At 42.6% G+C, this 258-nt stretch carries 1 protein-coding gene; it reads right to left on the reverse strand.

Features of this window, described 5'->3' with window-relative positions:
* The coding region (locus RYX56_RS23545) for a hypothetical protein (protein WP_317124280.1) at positions 1-258 on the reverse strand (258 nt) is incomplete at both ends.

Consider the following 258-nt stretch of genomic DNA (forward strand, 5'->3'; position numbering starts at 1 on the left):
CTTTTGAAAGGCAAGTTCAAACCCCGTATGCAGACTTCCTTTCATAATTTGCACCGTGCCCGGCAGCATTTGCTGGTTTGCATCAACGATACTGGCAGGTATTTCATAGTCTTCAAGAACTCGCTCTAACTTTTTTACCCGCTTCTCGTCAGGGCCTAAAAAGACAATCGCAAAATTACCCTTTTTCCAGCGGTCAATTTCTGACTTTAGCAGATGCATCTGTCCATGGAAGTTTTGCATTTGCTTACAGGAAATATT

It is taken from the genome of Alkalihalophilus lindianensis, assembly GCF_032843265.1.
GTDB classification, from domain to species: Bacteria; Bacillota; Bacilli; order Bacillales; family Bacillaceae_D; genus Alkalihalophilus; species Alkalihalophilus lindianensis.